Source organism: Candidatus Bandiella numerosa (assembly GCF_021811875.1).
Taxonomy (GTDB): domain Bacteria; phylum Pseudomonadota; class Alphaproteobacteria; order Rickettsiales; family Midichloriaceae; genus Aquirickettsia; species Aquirickettsia numerosa_A.
Window position 1 is genome coordinate 1 of the sequence record NZ_JAJBJD010000300.1, and the last position, 243, is coordinate 243.

Annotated in this window: 1 protein-coding gene; it reads right to left on the minus strand. The window is 36.2% G+C overall.

The genetic code is table 11. The annotated features are described in order from the left end of the window. A partial coding sequence (locus L8D11_RS06130) for an IS1 family transposase (RefSeq protein WP_369127289.1) occupies positions 1-243 on the minus strand: 243 nt, incomplete at both ends.

The window sequence follows — 243 nt, forward strand, 5'->3', positions numbered from 1 at the left end:
TAGCCAGCTATTTTGGGCCTCAATATTATAGGTGTGCTTTTTACTTTGTATCAAAAGATCATTTGGGATAACTCTTGCATATGCTTTGTAATTGTCAGTACAAACAATATCTGGCTTAAACAAAGAACCCTTCTGCCACAGCTTTTTTAAAGTTTTGACACTACGAGAGCCAACTTCACAGGCAATGATTCTTTTTCTGGCACGAGAGTAAGCAAGCCATATCCATAGTTTTCTCTTTTTTTT